Source organism: Pseudomonas sp. UBA3153 (genome assembly GCF_002364635.1).
In the GTDB taxonomy this organism is placed as follows: domain Bacteria; phylum Pseudomonadota; class Gammaproteobacteria; order Pseudomonadales; family Pseudomonadaceae; genus Pseudomonas_O; species Pseudomonas_O kuykendallii.
In genome coordinates this window covers 1-494 of sequence record NZ_DEYR01000012.1, presented here as the reverse complement: position 1 = coordinate 494, position 494 = coordinate 1, and the positions used below count along the sequence as shown (strand labels likewise).

Below are 494 nucleotides of genomic sequence, written 5' to 3'. Positions count from 1 at the left end.
GAGTTCGGCCTGCTGCGCAAGGAGGCGATCTTCATCAACATCGCCCGTGGCCCGGTGGTGGATGAAACCGCGCTGGTCGCCGCGCTCAAGGCCGGAAAATTCCGTGGCGCCGGCCTCGACGTGTTCCAGAAGGAGCCGCTGCCGGGCGACTCGCCGCTGTTGGCACTGCCCAACCTGGTGGCGCTGCCGCACATCGGCTCGGCGACCCACGAAGCGCGCGAGCTGATGGCGCGCACCGCGGCGGACAACCTGATCGCGGTGCTCGACGGCCGCGAACCGGCATACCCGGTCGAGCTCTGACCGGCGCGGATTTACCCAGGCCTTACCTGGCACTGACAGCAGCGTACCTGCGCCCGCGAGATAATTCGCCGGCGCAAGGTGCGCTTGCGTTCGTTCAGGAGGTGCCAGATGTCTTCCACTCTGATGCGTGCCGGTCTCGTCGGCCTGCTGTCGTTGGTGCTCGCCGTGCCGGTGTTCGCCGGCCCGCCCGGCCC

At 68.6% G+C, this 494-nt stretch carries 1 protein-coding gene; it reads left to right on the top strand.

The features are described from left to right. The coding region (locus B2X67_RS02855) for an NAD(P)-dependent oxidoreductase (protein ID WP_286784545.1) at positions 1-300 on the top strand (300 nt) is incomplete at its 5' end. Between the last annotated feature and the right edge of the window lie 194 nt (positions 301-494).